The following is an 18,490-nucleotide window of genomic DNA, read 5'->3' on the forward strand; positions in this document are numbered from 1 at the left end:
TCACGCTGGTCGCTGCTGCGCTCTTCGCGGCTCGTTCGCCATTCCAAATGCGCAGCTCGGCCCAGCATACGTGCACGGACAGGCTCAGTGTGGGTGGGAACTGACGACCCGTCAAGAGAGCTTCCGTTCGCTATCGCGAACACCCCGGCCACGGTCAGCGCCCTGTGAATTCCGGCGCACGGCGTTCCACGAACGCCCGCACACCCTCCTGGCCGTCGTGGGTCGCCGTGTTCAGCTCCACGGCGTCAGCCTCCTCACGGAAGGCCGTCGCGCGGTCCACTTCCAGCGCGCGGTTCACGAGATTCTTGGCCAGCCCGAACGCCCGCGTCGGCCCCGCCGCCAGCCGGTCGGCCCACTCCCGCGCCGTCTTCTCCACCTCGGCGTCCGGCACCACCCGGTTCACCAACCCCAAGCTCAGCGCCTCGGCGGCCGGGACGTCGTCGGCGAAGAACATCAGCTCCTTGGCTTTGTGCACGCCGACCAGCCGGGTCAGCAGATACGCGCCGCCGCCGTCCGGCACCAGACCGCGCCGGGCGAAGACCTCGATGAACTTCGCGGACTCCGCGGCGATCACCAGATCGCAGGCCAGGGCCAGATGCGCGCCGATCCCGGCCGCGATGCCGTTCACCGCGCCGATGACCGGCTTCTCACAGTCCAGGACCGCGGCGATGAGTGCTTGGGCGCCTTCGCGGATGGTGCGGGCGACGTCCCCGGGCCCGGGCGCACCGGGTTCGGCGCCCGGCTGCGGACGCAGATCCGCCCCGGTGCAGAAGCCACGGCCGGTGGCGGTGAGGACGACGACCCGCGTCTGAGGATCAGCGGAGGCCTGACGCAGCAAGGCGATCAGCCGGTCGCGTTGGCCGGCGGTGACGGCGTTCAACGCCTCGGGGCGGTCCAAGGTGATCCACCGGACCCCGCCCGACGAATCCTGCCGGACGGTCTCTTCCACAGAGCGCTCGGACATGCGTGCTCCCATCGAAGTCAGAGAACGAAAACACCGGCGCCGGCCCACCCCCGCGCGACAGCACGACAGCGTTCCGGCACCGGAACTCAGTACACAAGCAGTCCTGGCGGCGATCAGTGCGCGATCAAGCGCGCCGAGGCGTCCAGCGCCACCGTCCCGCCGCCGCGCCCGAGCACCCGCAGCGGGGCGATGTCGAAGCCCTCCAACACGTCTCCGAGATCCAGCGCCATCCGCTGCACCCGCAAGATGGTGTCGGCCAGCGCCTCCAGGTCCGCACCGGCATTGGTGAGCAGCGGCAGGCAGTGCAGCTCGTCGAGCATCCGGCGGGCCTGGTGCCCGTCGAACGGCGCGACCCGGATCGCCACGTCGCCCAGCGTCTCGGCGTAGGCACCGCCGACCCCGACCACCACGGCCGGGCCGAACCGGTCGTCGCGCCGGATGCCGACCATCGTGTCCACGCCGCCGGTGATCTGCTGGCCGATCAGCACGCCGTCCAGCGTTCCGTAGCCTTGGCGGCCGGCCGAGTCCATCAGGTCCTTGAAGTTCTCCCGGACCTGCGACGCCGAGGTGATGGTGGTGCGGGTGAGCCCGGCCGCCGAAGCCGAGGGCAGCCCGGCCACCGAAGCCTTCATCACCACCGGATAGCCGATCGTGGCGGCGGCGCGCACGGCCCACGCGGCGCTGGTGACCAGTTGCTCGCGCGGTGTGCGGATGCCGTAGGCGCGCAGCAGTTGGTGCGTCTGCGACTCGGACAGGCCCTTGGACGGGTCGGTGTCGCGCTTGCGGACCGTACCCGGGCCTCCGCTGGAAGTCAGAATCTGCCGCGCCTTCACCCCGGCCATCGCGTTGTCCTCGACCAGGGACGGGATGCGGAAGCGGTGGTCGCAGTGGTCGTAGTAGGCCTTGGCGGCGGCGACCGCGTTGGTCAGCGTGCGGAAGGTCGCGATCTCGGGCGAGCGTTGCAGGATCAGGCGATAGCCGGTCTCGGTGCCGCCGGAGGAGCACCAGACCACGCCGATCGGGGTGGTGCTCTCGCGCGCCGCCTCGACCAGTGCGGCGGCCGTCCACTCGCCGGAGGACCCGGTCTCGGTGACCGCGTACAGGAGCATCCCGGCGCCGGGGCGCGCGGCGAGCTCGGCGATGTCCGAGGCGTCGCCGGCGTCCTCGGTCGCCAGGCCGGAGCGGCGGGCCAGGTCGGCCAGCAACGTGGCGGCGCCCGCGGAGTCCGCCGCGATCCGGACCGGGCCCGGAGGCTGGGTCGGGCGGGGGAAGCGGGCCAGGGTGGCAGCACAGTCCAGCAGTTGGTCGAAGCCCTCGACCCGGATCACCCCGGCCTGCCGCAGCACCGCGTCGATCACCCGGTCCGCGCCGGTGGCCAGCACGACCAGCGGGCGGCCGGCCCCGGCCGCGGACTCGGCGGCCCGCATCAGTGCTCTGCCGTCCAGGTCGGTGCCGATCGCGTCGACACAGGCCGCGATCGCCCCGACGCCGTCCGCCTGAGCGAACGCCTCGACCGTGTCCGCGAACGTCGGACCGTCGCCGTCCGGATCGGGGCCGCAATAGGTCCAGCCGGCCACCGGGACGCCCAGCTCGTCGGCCGTGACGAGGGGGCAGCCGGTGTGCGCGCCGGTGGTGATGAGCGCGATCGCCGGGGCCGGGGAAAGGGATTCCGGACTCCACGGTCGGGCCGGTACGTGGTGACGCCGGTCCTCGGGGGCGGGCCGGCGCCGGGTCACCGTGGTCTGTTCAGTGGTCATGACGCTGGTGGCAGGCATCGCACCGCCCTCTCATGAGCAAACTGACAAGTAACCTGACGAGGTGTCAGTTTAGGGCGCGGGTGCGAATTAGCACAGAGGTAACAGCCAAGAGATCTTGCGTTCACACGGATTTGTTCGTCATGAGCCCACCCGCTTTCGCAATGCCGAACGATCCACCTTCCCTCCGGCGGTCAGCGGCAGGCTCGGCACCACCCGCACCTCCTCGGGGAGCTTGTGCTTGGCCAGCCGGGAGCCGGCGAACAGGCGCAACTGCTCCACGGTCGGCGGCGCGTCCGGGTCGCACGGCACCACGAACGCCACCCCGACCTGGCCCATCACCGCGTCCGAGCGCGGGACCACCGCCACTTCGCCGACCGCGGCGTGCTCCTGCAGGACGGCTTCCACTTCCTGGGGATGGACGTTGTAGCCGCCGCGGATGAACATGTCGTCGCGGCGTCCGGCCAGCCGGAGGCAGTCGATGTCATCGAGCAGGCCCAGATCGCCGGTGCGCAGCCAGCCGTCCGGGGTGAGCGCCGCGCGGGTGGCGGCCGGATCGTGCCAGTACCCGGACATCACCGAGGCCGAGCGGATCCAGACCTCGCCGGTCTCGCCGGCCGGGATCTCCTTCCCCGTCTCGTCCCGCAACGAGATCTCGGTGCCGGCGCGGGGACGGCCGACGGTACTGAACAGTTCTTCGTCGGAGGCGTCGAAGGCGGTCAAGGTACCGAGGCCGCCGGATTCCGTGGAGGAGTACCGGATCGAGTAGGCCGCGCCGAACGCCTCGCGCGCCCGCCGGACCAGATCGGCCGGCGACGGACCGCCGCCGATGATCAGGGCCTTGATGTCATCGGTCCGGTAGCCGCCGAGCCCGGGGACCCGGAGCAGCAGGGCGACCTGGGCCGCGACCCCGCCGATCACCGGCACCCCCTCGTCGCAGATCAGGTCCAGCGCCTCCCGGGCCCGCCAGCGCGGCAGGATGTGCAGCCGGTTGCCGGCCAGCAGGTGCCCGGCGAGCTTGGTCATGAAGCCGACGTGGTTCAGGCCGGTGGCCACCAGCAGCGGCATCGGCGCGGCCTGCGCGCGGTTGTCCGTCTCGGATATCGCGGCGATCTGCTTCGCGCCGAACAGCGCGCCTTTGGGCAGGCCCGAGGTGCCGGAGGTGAAGACGATGGTCTCGGGTTCGTCGTGCGAGCGGGCCCTGGGCACCGCGCGGGACCGCTCCCGGCCCAGCATCGGGAGCCCGGCGGCGAACTCGCGCCGGTCCTCGGCCTGCCGGACCGGGATGATCTGCGCGTCCGGCAGGCGTCCGGTGAGCAGTTCCTCGGTCCCGATGACCAGGTCCGGGCGCAGATGCGCGAGCATCGCCTGCCGCTCGGCCGGGGAGTAGTGCGCGCCGACTCCGGCGGTGACGGCGCCGATCTTCGCCAGCGCGCAGTAGGCGACCACGTAGTCCAGACAGGCCGGCAGGAGCAACGCGGCGACCTGGCCCTGACCGATCCCGCGCGCCGCCAGACGCGCCGCGAGGGCTTCCGAGGCCGCGTTGAGCTGCTGGAAGGACAGGGAAAGCGGACCGCGGGCGGCCACCAGGGCGGTGGCCGGACCGTGGTCTCGGGCGGCTTTTCGGACGGCGAAGGAGAGGAAGGTCATCGGAGCTCCCGCCAGGGATGGGTACCGATCTGACTTGGGGTCAGAGTTTCCCCGTCTTCCGGGAGCTAATCCAGAGGTACGCGACGCCGACCCGACACGGCGCCGAATCCCCGGCTACGCCACCGTCACGCCGCGACGGGCTTCTTCTGCGTGATCCCCATGTACACCAAGCCGATCATCGCCGCGCGCAGCTCGGCCAGCTTGATGCTCCAGGCCTCGAAGACCCGCTGGTGGGCGGAGATCGAGGCGAGCATCGCCACCAGAGCGCCGGCCGTCGCGGTCGGCGGCATCACCGCGTCGGCCTTGCCCGCGGCCTGCAGTTCGCTGATGGTGTCGGCCAGCGAGATGGTGACGTTGTTCAGGATCTTCATGCGGATCTTGTGGAAGCGCTTGTCGCCCTCGGCGGTGGCCAGGTCCACCACGCGCAGGATCGCCTCGTGCTCCGTCCAGAACTCCAGGAAGCCGTCGACCAGTGCCTCGGCGGCCTGCATACCGGCCCGGCCGGACCAGGTGCGGCCGTCGGCGAGTTCCTTGAGATGCGCGCCGTCCTTGGCCATGTCGTTGGCGATCTCGATGATCGCCGACTCGATGTCCGGGAAGTACTGGTAGAACGTGGCCGGGGAGGTGCCGGCCAGCCGGGCCACGTCGATCACGGTGATCGAGCGGTACGGCTGGGAGACGAGCATCTCGCCGAGGCACTCCAGCAGCCGGGCCCGGGTGGCCTGGCCGCGCTTGCCCGCGATCCGCCCGTCGACGGTGCGCACTTGCTGAGCTGTCATGCCGTCAGTTTATGCGGTCGGAACCCCTTACCCGGTGCGGACCTGGGTGATCGTCCATGATCGGGATTCGGTATCATGCTCGTCACTTCCCGGCGGTGGTGGGATCGGGGCCCGGCGCGCCGGACCCCCGGTTGAAGCGGGGCGCCTCGCCCCCGCCGTGCACCAGCAGTTCCGCGCCGGAAACCTGGCCGGCGTCGTCCGAGGCCAGATAGAGGCAGGCGCCCGCGACGTCGGCGGGCTGGGCCATCCGGCCCATCGGCAGGCCCTGGCCGACCAGCGCCGCGGCTTCCGGTCCGCCGTAGTACGCGGTCAGCGATTCGGTCAGCACCGGCCCCGGGACGACGCAGTTCACCCGGACCCGCGGTGCCCACTCCAGGGCCAGGCTCTTGGTGAGCGAGGCCAGAGCGGCCTTGGCGGCGCCGTAGACGGCCGTTCCGGGGCTGGGCCGGGTGCCGGCCACCGAGCCGATGTTCACGATGGACGCGCCGCCGTGCTCGGGTGTCAGGGGGTACATGCACTGCGCGGCGTAGAGGACTCCCAGCACGTTGAGATCGAACGCGGCGCGGGCCGCGGCCTCGGGATAGTCCAGCGCCTGGCCCGGCCGCGCGCCCCCGGCGTTGTTGACGAGCACGTCGACCCGCCCGAACTCGTCCGCGATCGCCTCGAACGCGGCCTGGACCGCGCCGCGGTCGGCCAGATCGGCGGCGATGAAGCGGCCCACGGCCCGCGCCGGCTCCGTGCGCGCCAGGGTGACCACGGTCGCCCCGGCGGCCTCGAACCGCGCCGCGACCGCCTGCCCGATGCCCTTGGTCCCGCCGGTGACGACGGCGACCCTTCCGGTGAACGACGTCACACCACCGTGTGTATCAGAGGCGGGTTTTAGTGGGAAGAGTTAGGGATTCACCCGTGTGGTCGATTGACCGTAACCGAATGGGGTTGTCGACTCTTGCACAGTCCGGAGGAGATGACGACGATGGGCGAATCCGCCGCAGTACCGCAGCTCGACCCCGCCGATGGCGGGGACGACGAACCCTTCTTAGGCCTGGCGTGGGCCGAGGCCATCGAGGCCACGGAACTCTTGCGCTCGGCACTGGCCGCCCTGGGGCTGGCCGGAGAGATCCCGCGCCTGCGGGGTGACGTGAACGTGTACGGCCGGCCGATGGTGACGGTGGGCCGCATCAACCCGACGGCGGCCCGACGGCTGGCCGCGGCGCTGAGCCGGGCGGCACAGCACCAGCCGCGGATCTACGGACAGGCGCAGCCGGCGGCCGGCGAGACAGCCCCCGGGTGCGGACTGCCGGGACCGGGCGGGCCGGGCGGCGGTGCGAACGGGGCCGCCGCCGGAAACGGGCCGGCCGGGGAACCGCACCGGAGCCTGCGGCCGCCGCGCACCGCGACCCCGCTGAACCTGCCGGTGGCGGTCCCGATGGCGACGGTGCTGCCGATGGCCGTTCCCCCGCCGATGGCGACGCCCGGCGCGCCCCCGGCGGCCACGACGGCCACGGCGGCCACGGCGCCGGGATCCTCGCCGGCCGACTCCATCCGGCTCCCGGCTTGACGCCTGGACCGGTGCTCCACCCCACGGCGATGGCGGCCGGGTCGGCGGGATGACCCGGCCGCCATCGCCGTTCGGGGCGGGCCCGCTGTCTCGGGCGCGGCGCGTAGAAACGTAGCGCCCGCGGGCGAAGTTGACCATGGTTTGCGCTCTGTGCGGAACAGTGCGACGCGCCGGTGGGCGGCTCAGAACGCGCAGAAGCGGCTGGAGCCCGACACGGCTCCAGCCGCGATCCCGGCTGACCCGGGGGGATCGTCAGCCGGGATGTGGGTGCCGATCCCGCGGCCACCCACGCCCTTGACTGCGGAAAGCAGATTACGAGTCGGCGCTTCGGCCCGGCCAGCGTTTCGCCCCAGCGGCGAAAGGCTGGCCCGGTCCTCAGCGGGCCCGCCAGCCACCGCCCTTGGGCCGGGCCGCGAACAGTTCCGCCTGCCGCTCGGCGCTGATGTTGCCCAGCTGCACCAGATGGGGGGCCAGGCCCAGCGCCTGGCCCTTCGCCAGCTCACGCGCCGCCCAGATCGCCCGCACCGTGCCCTCGATCGCCGAGGGTTGGCATTCGGCGATCGTCCGTGCGGCGTGTTCGGCCGCGGTCAGCAACGCCGCGTTGTCCGGGACGACCTCGCTGACGAAACCGATCTCGTACGCGCGGCGCGCCGTCATCCGTTCGGCCGTGCCGAGCAGGGCCAACCGGGCCAGTTCGCCGTGCGGCATGCGCTGCGCGAGGTGCACGGCTTCGTAGGCCATCACCATGCCGTAGCTGACGTGCGGGTCGAAGAAGGTCGCGTGCTCGGCCGCGATCAGGAACTCGCACTCGCCGAGCAGGTAGAACGCGCCGCCGCAGGCCATCCCGTTGACCGCGGCGATGACCGGCTTCCACAGGTCGGCGGTCTTCGGGCCGAGCGCGACGCCGGGGTCGTCCACCATGAACGGCGACGAGGGCTGCGGCACCTGCGCGTCCCGGTCGATACCGGTGCAGAACGCCTTGTCCCCGCTGCCGGTCAGCACGACACAGCGCACGGAATCGCGGTGCCGAAGCGTTGTCCACAGCCTGTGGAATTCCTCAGCCATCGTCAGGTCGAAGGCGTTGTGCCGCTCCGGGCGGTTCAGCGTCACCCAGGCGACGCCGTCCCGCTCCTCGTACAGGAGGGTACTGAACTCAAGGTCAACGTCTGACTTGGAATCAGGCATCGGGGATCCAGGCGGCTACGAAAAACCCTTCGATCTCCCGGAACACCGCGCGCACCGGCTGCCCGATCTCGATCGTCGCCGGATCGACCGAGTTGATGTCGGCTTCCTCAGCCGCGACAAGGTTCCCGACCACCCGCAGCCGCCGGTCCTCCTCCAGCTCCACCACGACCACCGGATACGGGGCCAGCGCCGCGTAATCCGGCAGCAGCGGCGGATGCGGGACCGCGAACGACCACACGTGCCCGCGGCCGGACATCAGCTTCCATGCGAACTCGATGCCCTGGCATCTGGGGCACATCGGCCGGGGCGGGAACAGCACCTCCCCGCAGTTCGCGCAGGTCTGCATGCGCAGTTCGCCCTTGGCGGCGTACTCGAAGTACGGCGCGCCGTCGTCGTCGACGAGCGGTTTGAGCATCGTGGACCCCACTTCTTCAGTCGCGACGGAGCAGGACGGCCGACGTCGGTACAGCCTCGCCCGCGGTGACCAGGCATGTCGAGGCCCCGGCGACCTGGTTGGCGGAGGTGCCCCGCAGCTGCCGCACGCCTTCGGTGATCAGGTTGAAGCCGTGCACGTAGGCCTCGGACAGGCCGCCGCCGGAGGTGTTGACCGGCAGCCGGCCGCCGAGTTCCAGCCCGCCGTCGTCGGCGAAGGCGCCGCCCTCGCCCTTGGCGCAGAAGCCGTAACCCTCCAGGGACAACGGAATCAGCGGGGTGAAGGCGTCGTAGATCTGCGCCACGTCCACATCGGCGGGGCCGAAGTCGGCGTGTTTCCACAGCTGCCTGGCCGCGGTCCACGACGGCCCGGCCAGCGGGTCGTCGTTCCAGTAGTTGACCATGCCGTGGTGCTGGGCCGGCAGGCCCTGGCCGAAGGCGTGGACGTAGACCGGCTCCCGGCGGCAGTCCACGGCGCGCTCGGCCGAGACCATGACGACCGCCAGCGCCCCGTCGGTCTCCAGGCAGTTGTCGAACAGGCACAACGGATCGGAGATCATCCGGGCACTGAGATAGTCGTCCAGGGTCAGCGGCCGGTCGTACATGATCGCCGCCGGATTGGCGTTGGCCCGGTTGCGGCAGGCGAGCGCCACCGCGCCGAGCTGCTCGCGGGTCATGCCGTACTCGTGCATGTAGCGGCGGGTCAGGACGGCGATCTCGTCGACCGGCCGCAGCAGGCCGAAGGGCCGGGTCCACTGCGCCGGGGTGGCCAGCTGGTTCACGGTGTCGGTCCACGGCCGCGGCCCGCTGCCGCGCTTGCGGGAGCGCCAGGCGACCCCCACGTCCGCCTGCCCGGTGGCGATCGCCATCGCCAGGTGGCCGACGGTGGCGCACGACCCGCCGCCGCCGAAGCCGACCCGGGAGAAGAAGGTGACGTCCCCGGCCCCGACCGCCTTGGCGATCTCGACCTCGTCGGTGGCCTCCATGGTGTAGGCGGCGAACGCGTCCACCTCGTGGGCGGCGATCCCGGCGTCGTCCAGCGCCATGGCTATCGCCCGACAGGCGAGCGCTTTCTCCGACGGCTCAAGGTGTTTGGCGAACTCGGTCTGGCCGATGCCGACGATCGCGGCCCGGTCCTTCAAAGGAGTGGGATTCATGCACCTTCCCATCTGACGCGGCGTCAGATATCTCCCTATCATGGGCCCCGGCGCGGTGCCAGAGCCAACTTCCCCCAGGGCGAGAGGTCCGGCGAAGATGACGGTGCAGCATGGCGAGACGACGATCCCGGACCTGGTGGCGCGCGCCGCCGCCGACCACGGCGACCGCGAGGCGGTGGTCGACGGCGAACAACGGCTGACGTTCGCCGACCTCGCGTCCCGGGTGCGGCAGACGGGCCGGGCGATGATCGCCTGGGGCGTGGAGCCCGGCGACCGGGTGGCGATCTGGGCCCCGAACTCGGCGGAGTGGATCGTCACGGCGCTCGGCGCGGTGTCGGTCGGCGCCGTCCTGGTGCCGTTGAACACCCGGCTGAAAGCGGCCGAGGCCGGCTACATCCTGCGCAAGTCGCGGACGAAGCTGGTCGCGGTGTCCGGCGAGTTCCTGGGCATCGATTATGTGGGGCGGCTCAAGGAGATCCGCGAGGAGCTGCCGGACCTGGAGACCATGACCGCCTTCACCGACGGCGGGCTGCCGCCGGTGGTGTCGCGCCGGCAGTTCCGGGCGCCGGGGATGAAGATCCCGGCGACGGTGTTCGACCAGGCGGCGGCGTCGCTGACCCCTGATTCGCCGAGTGATCTGTTCTTCACCTCCGGCACGACCGGCGCGCCGAAGGGCGTGCCGGCCACGCACGGGCAGACGACCCGCGCATTTGATCAGTGGTCGGAGATCGTCGGCCTGCGCGCCGGAGACCGCTACCTGATCGCGAACCCGTTCTCACACACCTTCGGCTACAAGGCCGGGATCCTGGCCTGCCTGATGCGCGGGGCCACGATGGTCCCGCTGCCCTCATTCGACGCCGAGGCGCTGTTCGCGACGATCGAGCGGGAGCGGATCACGGTGTTCCCGGCGGCGCCGGCGGTGTACCAGATGATGCTGGCGCATCCGGACCTGCCGAAGCACGATCTCAGTTCGCTGCGAGCGGCGGCCACCGGCGCGGCCGTGATCCCGGTGGAGTTGATCGAGCGGATGCGCGACACCCTGGGCCTGTCGACGGTGATCACCGCCTACGGCCTCACCGAGGCCACCGGCGTGGTGACGATGTGCCGCGACGGCGACGCCCCCGAAGTCGTGGCGCGCACCTCGGGCCGCGCGATCGACGGGGTCGAGGTGCGGACCGCCGAGGACACCGGGGAGATCCTGGTGCGCGGCTACAACGTGATGCGGGGCTACTTCGAGGACGAGGCGGGCACCGCCGAGGCGATCGACCCTGACGGCTGGCTGCGCACCGGGGACGTCGGGGAGCTCGACGAGGCCGGGAACCTGCGGATCACCGACCGGATCAAGGACATGTTCATCTGCGGCGGCTTCAACGCCTATCCGGCCGAGATCGAGCAGGTGCTGCTGACGTTCCCCGGGGTGCGGGAGGCGGCCGTGGTCGGCGTGCCGGACCAGCGGCTCGGGGAGGTCGGGAAGGCGTTCGTGATCACGGTACCGGGGCAGCGGGTCGAACCGGAGGCGCTGATCGCGTACGCGACGGAACGCCTCGCCAACTACAAAGTGCCGCGGCACGTTGAGTTGGTCGAGGCGTTCCCGCGCAGTTCGCTGGGCAAGGTGCTCAAGCGCGAACTGCGGTGAGGCGGAGGGTCAGTCGTTGACGATTCCGTTGGAGTCCGAGTACCTGGGCACGCATGTCGTCTGCCGACCGATCTTCAGCCCGAATTGGGTCCCCATCTGCTGGCCGTGGTCCTGGAACTGCATCATCGTCATGTAGTCCCCGGCCGGGATGGCTGCCTTGTCGATCACGAAGTCGTAGCCGTGGGCCGGACGGATCTTGAGGGCCGCCCCGCCGGTCGATCCGGCGTCGACCACCCCGGGGTCCGGCGTGCACTCGATGCCCTTGCTCATGTCCCACCCCCGCGGGACCTGCTGGACCAGGATGGCCGCGGGGACTCCGGCCTTCGTCAGCACGGACTGAAGCAGGGCCGGGTCGACGATCTGATTGACGGTCAGGTGGACCGTGCCGTCCGCCTTCTCGTCCATGGAGAACCCGGCCTCCTGGATGCTCAGGGTCTGGGCGGCGCCGGGCGTGGTCGCGGCCTTTTCGGTACCAGGGGTGGTGGCGGGCGTGGTGGCGGCCTTTTCCGTGCCGGGGATGACAGCCTTCTGCGGCGCCGCGTTCGGCACGGTCGCGTTCCCAGGCCCAGTCCCAGTCCCCGCCGACGGCGCCAGCACCCCGATCGCCGCGACGAGCGCCGCCGCGCTCGTCCCGATCCCGGCCGCCACAGCGCGGTTCCGGTTGCGGGTGCGGCGGCCCAGCGCCACCACGTCGGCGGCGCTGGTGGCCAGCGTCGCCCCGGCCACCGACCGGTGCAGGCCGTTGAGCAGTTCCTCGTCGCCTGGGGCCAGAGTGTCCATATCGTCTGTGCTCATCGCGTGATTTCCTCCCGCTCGTTGGTCTCTTCGAGCTCCGCCCGCAGCGCTTTGATCGCGCGGTGGAGGTGGGACTGGACGGTGCCGGGCGCGACGCCGAGGGCGGCGGCAGTGCTCCGGGTGTCCAGGTCGAGGAAGACCCGCAGCACCACCACTTCGCGCTGCCGGGCCGGCAGTTTGCGCAGGGCCGCGCGCAGCGCGAGGTCGACGACTGTCGCATCGTCGTCGGCCGGTTCGCGCTGCCCGGCGCCCACGGCCGCGGCGTCCCACGGCACCTCCCGGCGGCGCCTTCGCCACCAGGAGACGTGTGTGTTCAGCGCGGTACGCACCACCCACGCCGCCGGCGCCGGGTGCCCACGCACCTTGCGCCAGTGCCCCCAGGCCCGGGCGAAGGCCTCGGCCGTCAGCTCCTCGGCCAGGTGCCGGTCGGAGACGGTGGCCAAGACCGCCCGGAAACAGGGGTCGCGGTGGCGTTCGTAGAAGGCTTCGAAGTCTTCGGATCCTCGGTCCACGGTCATTTCACGCTTTCGAGTGACGATGCGTTTACCTCGGCGGGGCAGTGAGTACGAATACTCTGATACACGGCATATCGGGCACAACTTGGAATGATCCTGATCTTATGAGGCACCCCCGCTCTCCGCGCCGCCGGCTCGGCGCGCTCGGCACCCTGGCCGCGCTGTCCGCGCTGGCGCTGTTCACCGGCCTGTGCGGCGCCCCGGCTGCCGCCGCCGACAACCCGATCGTCGACGACCCGCCGGTGCTGGCCACCGCGGCGGTCCTGGACGGCAAACCGATCGACGGCATCCCCGCCGGACCGATGGTCGCCGGCGGCTACCACGTGCACTCGCACCTGACGCTGTATGTGGACGGCACGGAGCACTGGGTCCCGGCCGGCGTCGGCGTGACCCGCCCGATCGTCCTGGATCCCACCCGCCCGGACCCGGTGATCACCGCGGCCGAGGGCTTCTACTGGCTGCACACCCACGACGAGTCCGGCGTCATCCACGCCGAGGCCCCGACGCCGCACGACTTCACCCTCGGCGAGTTCTTCGACCTGTGGGGCCAGCCGCTGACCCGGCACGCGGTCGGACCGGCGGACGGGGACGTGACGGTGTGGGTGGACGGCAAGGAGTACGACGGGGACCCGCGGGACGTGGCGCTCAAGGAGCACACCGAGGTGCAGCTGAACGTCGGGCGGGACGTGCCGTTCCAGCCCTACGAGTTCCCGTCCAACTTCTGAAGCCGGCTCCGCAGGAAGTCGCCCTCCACGTCGTTGTCGGTGAACAGGAGCGCTTCCTCGTAGGCGGCGCGGGCCGCCGCGCGGCGGCCCAGGCGGCGGAGCATGTCGGCGCGGGCCACGGCAAGGTAGGCGTAGCCGGCGAGGCGGGGTTCCAGGGCCAGCCCGTCGAGGGCTTCCAGACCGCGCTCCGGGCCGTAGCCGTCGCCTTCGGCGAAACCGATGGCCACGGCCCGGTTGAGCGCGGCGACCGGCGAGGGCCGATACCGCAGCAGGAGGTCGTAGAGGCCGACGATCTCCGGCCAGTCGGTCGCCTCCCAGGTCGCGGCGTCGGCATGCACCGCGGCAATCGCGGCCATGAGCGCGTACCGGGTCGGCGGCCTCCGCCGGAGGGCTTCGCGCACCAACCGCCGGCCCTCGGCGATCGCGTCCCGGTCCCACAACGCACGGTCCTGATCCTCCAGCAGGACGAGGCGGCCCTGCGCATCGACGCGAGCGGCCCGCCGGGCATCGGTGAGCAGGATGAAGGCGAGCAGCCCCGCGACCCCGGCATCACCGGGCAGCAGCACCCTGAGCATCCGCGCCAGGTCCCGAGCCCGGTCCACGAGATCGGTCCGCACCAGCTCAGGCCCGGCGGGCGCGGTATGCCCGGTGGTGAAGACCAGATCGACGACGGCCAGCACGGCTTCTATCCGCTCGGGCAACTCCTCGGTGTCCGGCACCCGGTACGGAATCCGCGCAGCGGCGATCTTCTTCTTGGCGCGGGTGATCCGCGCGGCCATGGTCGCCTCGCTGACGAGGAACGCGCGCGCCACCTCGCCGGTGGTGAGGCCGCAGAGCAGGCGCAGCGTCAGCGCCACCTGCGCTTCGAGGGCGAGCGCGGGATGGCAGCAGGTGAAGATCAGGCGCAGGCGCTCGTCAGGGATCTCCGCGACGGGATCGGGCAGCTCATCGAGCAGGAGCGGGAGGCGCTTGCGCAGCGCGACGTCGCGGCGCAGGACGTCCAGCGCGCGGTTGCGGGCAGCGGTGGTGAGCCACGCGGCGGGGCGCCGGGGGATGCCGCACTCGGCCCAGGCGGTGAGGGCCTTGGCATAGGCGTCCTGGACGCACTCCTCGGCGAGGTCGAGGTCGCCGGCCACGCGCGCTGTCGCGGCGAGGACGAGGGCCCACTCGCGGCGATGGGCTTCGGCCACGGCTTGGGCGACGGCGCGCGGGTCGGTGGCGGCAGCGTCTTCGCCAGGCGAGTCGGTGGCAGCCGCACGCGGATCGGTGGCGGCGGCGTCTTCGCGGGGCGAGTCGGCAGGCAAGACCGCAGAAGCCGCGGCGATCGCCCTCTGATCACCGCCCAGCCCCGCAAGCGAGCCCCGGGACGCCGCGGCAGCCCCGACCGCCCCGCCGGCCGCCGGGGCCGCCGGCACGTCCTGGGGCTCGCCCGCGGTGGTACTCACGTCAGGGCAGCCATGTCAGGGCTGCTCGAAGACCATGACCGGCCGCACCTCGACACCGCCGAAGCGGGCCGGCACCTGCTTGGCGACGGCCAGGGCGGCGTCGATGTCGGGCGCCTCGATGAGGTAGTAGCCGCCCAGGGCCTCCTTGGTCTCGGCGAAGGCGCCGTCGGTGACCACGCCTTCGCGGATGCTGGTGGCGGTGGTGGTGGGCATCAGGGGCTCGCCGCTGAGGACCGCGTCCTTGTTGTCGGCGATGAAGGCCATGTGGTCGGCCAGGACTCCGTTGAGCGTCTCGGCGTCCGCGGTGGCGTAGGAGGCTTCGTCCTCGTAGATCAAGACCAGGTACTTGGACATCGCTGTCGCCTTTCTCCGTTGGGCGGGCCCCGGGCGGGCCCACACCGAACCGACGAACGGCGCGGGCCCGGAATCGACAGCCCTTCCGGAGATTCTTACGCCAGCGGCAGCATCGTGCGCAGCAGACCGCGCGAGTCGGCGGCGCGCGCCGCCTCGATGCGCTCGGCCGGTACCTGGCCGTACAGGGTGGTGCGCTGGCGGGTGGGGCGGCCGAGGGGGGCGCAGATCTCCTCGAGTTCGCTGATGCCCTTCGCCGAGCCGTACTCGGAGCCGGCCATGCGCGAGATGGTCTCCTCCATCAGCGTGCCGCCGAGGTCGTTGACGCCGCCGGTGAGCATCGCGCGCGAGCCCTCCACGCCGAGCTTGACCCACGAGGTCTGGATGTTGTTGATCCGCCCGTGCAGCATGACCCGCGCCATGGCGTGCACCGCGCGGTTGTCCCGCAGCGTGGGTCCGGGCCGCGCGAGGCCGGCCAGGTAGACCGGCGCGTTGGAGTGGATGAACGGCAGCGGCACGAACTCGGTGAAGCCGCCGGTCTCGTCCTGGATCCGGGCCAGCACCCGCAGGTGCGCGACCCAGTGCGCGGGGTTGTCGACGTGCCCGTACATCATCGTGGACGTGGTCGGGATCCCCACCTGGTGCGCCGTGGTGATCACCTCGATCCACTGCGCGGCGGGCAGCTTGCCCTTGGTCAGCACCCAGCGGACGTCGTCGTCGAGGATCTCGGCGGCGGTACCGGGCAGCGAGTCGACGCCGGCCTCCTTGGCCGCGGTCAGGAAGTCGCGGATGGACATCCCGGTCCGGGAGACGCCGTTGATGATCTCCATCGGGGAGTAGGAGTGCAGGTGCAGCCCGGGCGCGCGCCGCTTGATCTCGGCCGCCAGGTCGAAGTACGCGGTGCCGGGCAGATCCGGGTGGATCCCGCCCTGCATGCAGATCTCCGTGGCCCCGACCTGCCACGCGGCCTCGGCGCGGTCGCCGACCTCGGACACCGACAGCGTGTAGGCGTCGGCATCGGTACGCCGCTGCGCGAAGGCGCAGAACCGGCACCCGGTGTAGCAGACGTTGGTGAAGTTGATGTTCCGGTTGACGATGTACGTCACCTCGTCGCCGACGGCATCGCGCCGCAGCCCGTCGGCCAGCGCGGTCAGCGCGTCCAGGGCGGGACCGTCGGCGTGGATCAGGGCCAGCGCGTCGTCGTCGGACAGGTTGCCCGGATCGCGCTCGGCGGCGGCCAGCGCCGTCTTCAACGCCGCGTCGATCCGCTCCGGAGCGCCGGCGCTGTGGTCCACCGAGGTCCGGGACGCGTGCTCCCGCAGCTCATCCCAGTCCCCGTACACCTCCGAGAAGTCCGAGCGGCGATCCTCGGTCCGGCCGTCGGTGTCGATCGACGCGTGCAGGTCGGTACGTCCCGAAGAGGTATCCCAGCCGCCATCAGGCTCCTGCCACCGGATACCGGTGGGGATCCGGCCCTCGACGGCCATCCCGGTCTCGGGATCGGCCAGAGCCCGGACATGCGGCATGATCCGCGGGTCCAGCCACGGCTCCCCGCGCAGCACGTACTCGGGGTAGATCGTCAGCCGTTCCTTCAGGTCGAAGCCCGCGCCGGCCGACTGAGCGGCCAGCTCGTCGATGGCCGGCCAGGGCCGTTCCGGATTGACGTGGTCGGCCGTGAGCGGCGAGACCCCGCCCCAGTCGTCGATCCCGGCCCGCAGCATCAACCCGTACTGCGCGTCCACCAGGTTCGGCGGCGCCTGGATCCGCACCGACGGCCCGAGGACGACCCGCGCCGTGGCGATCGTCGCCGCCAGCTCCTCCAGGTCCGCGTCCGGGGTGTGCATCATCGCGGTGGCCGGCTTGGCCCGGAAGTTCTGGATGATGATCTCCTGGATGCCCCGGTAGGTCCGGGCCACCTTCCGCATCGCGAAGATCGAGTCAGCCCGCTCCTCCAGCGTCTCCCCGATGCCGATGAGGATCCCGGTGGTGAACGGGACCGAGGAACGTCCGGCGTCTTCCAGCACCCGCAACCGCACCGCGGGCTCCTTGTCGGGAGATCCGTAGTGCGGACCGCCCGGCTCGGACCACAACCGCGTCGCCGTGGTCTCCAGCATCATGCCCATCGACGGGGCCACCGGCTTCATCCGCTGGAAGTCGGACCAGGAGAGCACACCGGGGTTCAGGTGCGGCAGCAGTCCGGTCTCCTCCAGCACCCGGATCGACATCGCCCGGACGTAGTCCAGCGTCGAGTCGTACCCGTGCGCGTCCAGCCACTCCTTCGCCTGCGGCCATCGGTCTTCCGGCCGGTCGCCGAGCGTGAAGAGGGCCTCCTTACAGCCCAACGCCGCGCCCTTGGCCGCGATGTCCAGAACCTCGTCGGGCGAGAGGTAGAGCGAGTCCAGGCGCCCGGGAACCGTCACGAAAGTGCAGTAATGACACCGATCCCGACACAATCGGGTAAGGGGGATGAAGACCTTCCGGGAGTAGGTCACCACCCCGGGCCGGCCGGCGGCCTCCAACCCCTGGTCACGTAAGCGCGAGGCGACAGCGCACAGCGCGTCCAGATCGGCTCCCCGCGCAGCGAGCAGAACCGCCGCCTCCTCGGTACTGAGCGCGACTCCCTCACCCGCCCGGTGCAGGGCACGGCGCATGGCATTGGCGGTGGGATGCATCGTCATTCCAGTTCCTACGCGGCAGTGAACCGGGTCTATTCCCGCTCGACGTAACGAGCGTAGTCGTCCAGCACGGGCAAGATCTGCTCCGCGGGCGCCGATGGGACGTTGAACACAATCTCCTCGATGCCCAGCGACCGGTAGTGCTCCATCTTCCCCGGCGTCGGCTCGGTGCCGAACGGCACCACCCGCAGCGTGTCCGGATCCCGGCCGGCCTCCTGCGCCGCCGCCCGCAGCACCGGCAGCGCCTGCGTCAGCCCGCGGCCGCCGATCGGCATCCAGCCGTCCGCGTAGTCCAGCACCGCCCCGAACAGCTTCGGCCCGGCCGCGCCGCCGATCAGCACCGGAACGCGCCCGGCCGCCGGCTTCGGCCAGGACCACGACGGGTCGAAGGCCACGTGTTCCCCGTGGTAGGAGGCGACCTCCTTGCCCCACAGCTCCCGCATCGCCAGGACGGTCTCGCGGACGTGCTCCCGGCGGGTGCCGAAATCCACACCGTGGTCGGCCATCTCCTCCTTGTTCCAGCCGAAGCCCACGCCGAGGTCGAAGTTGCCGCCGCTGACCAGGTCCAGCGTCGCGGCGGTCTTGGCCAGCAGCAGCGGGTTGTGCTGGGCGGCCAGGCAGATGCCGGTGCCGACCCGGATGCCCGGGGCGGCGGCCGCGACCGTGGCCAGCACGACGAAGGGGTCGAGCATCCGCGAGTAGTACTCCGGTAGCGGCTCCCCCAACGGCGCCGGAGTGGCCCGGCTGACCGGGATGTGGGTGTGTTCGGGGGCGTAGTACGACTGGAACCCGCGCTCGGCGAGCGCGCGCCCGAGCTCGGCCGGACCGATGGTCTGGTCGGTCAGGAAGACCGTGACGCCGATGCGCAA

17 protein-coding genes are annotated in these 18,490 nt (G+C 71.4%); 3 read left to right on the forward strand and 14 right to left on the reverse strand.

Annotated features, from left to right (window positions below; translation table 11 throughout):
* Positions 1–154: 154 nt before the first annotated feature.
* The 5 genes from KGQ19_RS11720 to KGQ19_RS11740 form a co-directional block, all read right to left on the reverse strand.
* Positions 155–964, reverse strand: a complete 810-nt coding sequence (locus KGQ19_RS11720) for an enoyl-CoA hydratase/isomerase family protein (protein ID WP_212009124.1) — start codon at positions 962–964, stop codon at positions 155–157.
* 113 nt (positions 965–1,077) lie between these two features.
* Positions 1,078–2,721 (reverse strand): acetate--CoA ligase family protein, encoded by a 1,644-nt coding sequence (locus KGQ19_RS11725; RefSeq protein WP_212009125.1) that lies wholly within the window; start codon positions 2,719–2,721, stop codon positions 1,078–1,080.
* A gap of 138 nt (positions 2,722–2,859) precedes the next feature.
* Positions 2,860–4,368: a class I adenylate-forming enzyme family protein gene (locus KGQ19_RS11730; RefSeq protein WP_212009126.1), complete on the reverse strand. Its 1,509-nt coding sequence runs from the start codon at positions 4,366–4,368 to the stop codon at positions 2,860–2,862.
* Positions 4,369–4,493: 125 nt separating this feature from the next.
* Positions 4,494–5,147 (reverse strand): TetR family transcriptional regulator, encoded by a 654-nt coding sequence (locus tag KGQ19_RS11735; RefSeq protein ID WP_194898835.1) that lies wholly within the window; start codon positions 5,145–5,147, stop codon positions 4,494–4,496.
* A gap of 82 nt (positions 5,148–5,229) precedes the next feature.
* On the reverse strand, positions 5,230–6,000 hold the full coding sequence (locus KGQ19_RS11740) for an SDR family oxidoreductase (RefSeq protein WP_212009127.1): 771 nt from the start codon (positions 5,998–6,000) through the stop codon (positions 5,230–5,232).
* A gap of 120 nt (positions 6,001–6,120) precedes the next feature.
* On the opposite strand from KGQ19_RS11740, the gene KGQ19_RS11745 reads away from it, so the two are divergent.
* Complete coding sequence (locus tag KGQ19_RS11745) at positions 6,121–6,705, forward strand: hypothetical protein (RefSeq protein WP_212009128.1); 585 nt, start codon at positions 6,121–6,123, stop codon at positions 6,703–6,705.
* Between the two features lie 375 nt (positions 6,706–7,080).
* On the opposite strand, the gene KGQ19_RS11750 is transcribed toward KGQ19_RS11745, so the two are convergent.
* Genes KGQ19_RS11750 through KGQ19_RS11760 form a run of 3 tightly spaced genes read right to left on the reverse strand, consistent with a single transcriptional unit; the run spans position 7,081 to position 9,479 of the window.
* Positions 7,081–7,890: an enoyl-CoA hydratase/isomerase family protein gene (locus KGQ19_RS11750; RefSeq protein WP_212009129.1), complete on the reverse strand. Its 810-nt coding sequence runs from the start codon at positions 7,888–7,890 to the stop codon at positions 7,081–7,083.
* The gene (locus KGQ19_RS11755; RefSeq protein WP_212009130.1) at positions 7,883–8,305 is read right to left on the reverse strand and encodes a Zn-ribbon domain-containing OB-fold protein; all 423 of its coding nucleotides are present in this window, start codon (positions 8,303–8,305) and stop codon (positions 7,883–7,885) included. Before KGQ19_RS11755 ends, KGQ19_RS11750 begins: the two co-directional genes overlap by 8 nt.
* A gap of 16 nt (positions 8,306–8,321) precedes the next feature.
* On the reverse strand, positions 8,322–9,479 hold the full coding sequence (locus KGQ19_RS11760; RefSeq protein ID WP_212009131.1) for a lipid-transfer protein: 1,158 nt from the start codon (positions 9,477–9,479) through the stop codon (positions 8,322–8,324).
* Between the two features lie 97 nt (positions 9,480–9,576).
* On the opposite strand from KGQ19_RS11760, the gene KGQ19_RS11765 reads away from it, so the two are divergent.
* Complete coding sequence (locus KGQ19_RS11765; RefSeq protein ID WP_212009132.1) at positions 9,577–11,115, forward strand: FadD3 family acyl-CoA ligase; 1,539 nt, start codon at positions 9,577–9,579, stop codon at positions 11,113–11,115.
* Between the two features lie 9 nt (positions 11,116–11,124).
* Here the strand turns inward: KGQ19_RS11765 and KGQ19_RS11770 are convergent, their stop codons facing one another.
* Both KGQ19_RS11770 and KGQ19_RS11775 read right to left on the reverse strand, forming a co-directional pair.
* Positions 11,125–11,910 carry a hypothetical protein gene (locus KGQ19_RS11770; protein ID WP_212009133.1) on the reverse strand — a complete coding sequence of 262 codons (786 nt, stop codon included), beginning with the start codon at positions 11,908–11,910 and terminating at the stop codon, positions 11,125–11,127.
* Complete coding sequence (locus tag KGQ19_RS11775) at positions 11,907–12,428, reverse strand: RNA polymerase sigma factor (RefSeq protein WP_230418510.1); 522 nt, start codon at positions 12,426–12,428, stop codon at positions 11,907–11,909. The genes KGQ19_RS11770 and KGQ19_RS11775 overlap by 4 nt, the downstream gene beginning before the upstream one ends.
* A 101-nt stretch (positions 12,429–12,529) precedes the next feature.
* On the opposite strand from KGQ19_RS11775, the gene KGQ19_RS11780 reads away from it, so the two are divergent.
* A complete protein-coding gene (locus tag KGQ19_RS11780) occupies positions 12,530–13,150 on the forward strand; it encodes a hypothetical protein (protein WP_212009134.1) in 621 nt (206 codons plus the stop codon).
* Here the strand turns inward: KGQ19_RS11780 and KGQ19_RS11785 are convergent.
* The 4 genes from KGQ19_RS11785 to KGQ19_RS11800 all read right to left on the reverse strand — a co-directional run bounded on the left by KGQ19_RS11785 (position 13,126) and on the right by KGQ19_RS11800 (position 18,490).
* Entirely contained in the window at positions 13,126–14,340 is a 1,215-nt protein-coding gene (locus tag KGQ19_RS11785) for an RNA polymerase sigma factor (protein ID WP_368862094.1), read from the reverse strand. The genes KGQ19_RS11780 and KGQ19_RS11785 overlap by 25 nt on opposite strands.
* Before the next feature lie 270 nt (positions 14,341–14,610).
* Complete coding sequence (locus tag KGQ19_RS11790) at positions 14,611–14,949, reverse strand: YciI family protein (RefSeq protein ID WP_212009135.1); 339 nt, start codon at positions 14,947–14,949, stop codon at positions 14,611–14,613.
* Positions 14,950–15,044: 95 nt separating this feature from the next.
* On the reverse strand, positions 15,045–17,624 hold the full coding sequence (locus KGQ19_RS11795) for a bifunctional FO biosynthesis protein CofGH (protein WP_212009136.1): 2,580 nt from the start codon (positions 17,622–17,624) through the stop codon (positions 15,045–15,047).
* Between the two features lie 29 nt (positions 17,625–17,653).
* Positions 17,654–18,490 carry an LLM class F420-dependent oxidoreductase gene (locus KGQ19_RS11800; RefSeq protein ID WP_212009137.1) on the reverse strand — a complete coding sequence of 279 codons (837 nt, stop codon included), beginning with the start codon at positions 18,488–18,490 and terminating at the stop codon, positions 17,654–17,656.

This window comes from Catenulispora pinistramenti, from assembly GCF_018274385.1.
Lineage (GTDB): Bacteria > Actinomycetota > Actinomycetes > Streptomycetales > Catenulisporaceae > Catenulispora > Catenulispora pinistramenti.